This window comes from Pseudomonas sp. P5_A2_2, from assembly GCF_054177685.1.
The window spans coordinates 1-1,458 of record NZ_JBGCUL010001071.1 but is presented as its reverse complement, the minus strand read 5'-3'; the positions used below and the strand labels follow the sequence as shown (position 1 = coordinate 1,458).

Below are 1,458 nucleotides of genomic sequence, written 5' to 3'. Positions count from 1 at the left end.
GCGAGCCTGCTCGCGATGGCCGCGGCTCGGTCCAACTTCATGCAACCGATTATGCCTGCCCCAACATCGCCGCCGCCAACAGCTCCTTGGTGTACGGATGCTGCGGCGAGTCAAACACCTCATGGCTGGCGCCGCGTTCCACCACTTTGCCATCCTTGATCACGATCATGTCGTGGGCCAGGGCGCGCACCACCGCCAGGTCATGGCTGATGAACAGGTAGGTCAAACCGTGTTTTTCCTGAAGCTGGCGGAGCAGGGCGACCACCTGTTTCTGTACCGTGCGGTCGAGCGCAGAGGTCGGTTCGTCGAGCAGGATCAGCGCCGGCTTCAGCACCAGTGCCCGGGCGATGGCGATGCGCTGGCGCTGCCCCCCGGAGAACTCGTGGGGATAGCGATGGCGACTTTGCGGGTCGAGGCCGACTTCGCTCAGTGCCCGGATCACTTCGGCATTGCACTCTTCAGGGCTCAGCTGGCTGTGCACTTCCAGGCCTTCGCTGATGATTTGTGCCACGGACATCCTTGGGCTGAGGCTGCCGAAAGGGTCCTGGAACACCACCTGCATCTTCTTGCGCCACGGTCGCAGCTGTTTTTGCGTCAGGTCGTCCAGCGCCTGGCCCTGAAAGCGGATGCTGCCTTCGGAGTCGAGCAAACGCAGAATCGCCTGACCGAGCGTGGACTTGCCGGAACCGGACTCACCGACGATGCCCAGGGTTTTGCCGCGCTGAATATTCAGGCTGATGCCATCGACGGCGCGCAGCCAGGTTTTGCGTTGAAACAGGCCACCACCGACGGGAAACCGCACCTGCAGATTGTCCACCTCCAGTACGTTTTCGCGCTCGTCCCGGGGCAAGGCTTCGCCCTCGGGTTCGGCGTGCAGCAATACGCAGCTGTAAGGGTGCTTCGGTTCGGTGAAAAGGATTTCGCAAGGTGCCTGCTCGACGATTTCCCCAGCCTTCATTACGCACACGCGCTGGGCGATGCTGCGTACCAGATTGAGGTCATGACTGATCAGCAGCAGCGACATGCCCAGCCGTTGTTGCAGGGATTTGAGCAGCAGCAGGATCTTGCGCTGCACCGTCACATCCAGCGCAGTGGTCGGTTCGTCGGCGATCAGCAGTTCCGGTTCGCAGGCCAGGGCCATGGCGATCATCACCCGCTGGCGCTGCCCGCCGGACAATTGATGGGGATAGGCCTTGAGGCGTTCCTCGGGTTTCTGGATGCCCACCAGGTGCAGCAATTCAACAATCCGCTCTTGCGCCGCCTTGCCCGCCAGGCCTTTGTGCACCAGCAGCGTTTCGCCGATCTGCTTTTCAATGCTGTGCAGCGGGTTGAGGGAGGTCATCGGCTCCTGGAAGATCATCGCGACGCGATTGCCGCGCAGTTGTCGCAACTTGCCAGCATCGGCGCCTACCAGTTCCTGGCCGCGATAGCGAATGCTGCCCGTTGTCTCGGTATCGG

At 61.9% G+C, this 1,458-nt stretch carries 1 protein-coding gene; it reads right to left on the bottom strand.

Annotation, left to right across the window (positions count from 1 at the left end; genetic code table 11):
- Nucleotides 1–49 precede the first annotated feature (49 nt).
- Nucleotides 50–1,458: ABC transporter ATP-binding protein (locus ACXRVY_RS28875; protein ID WP_458238940.1), on the bottom strand; the 1,409-nt coding region annotated here is incomplete at its 5' end.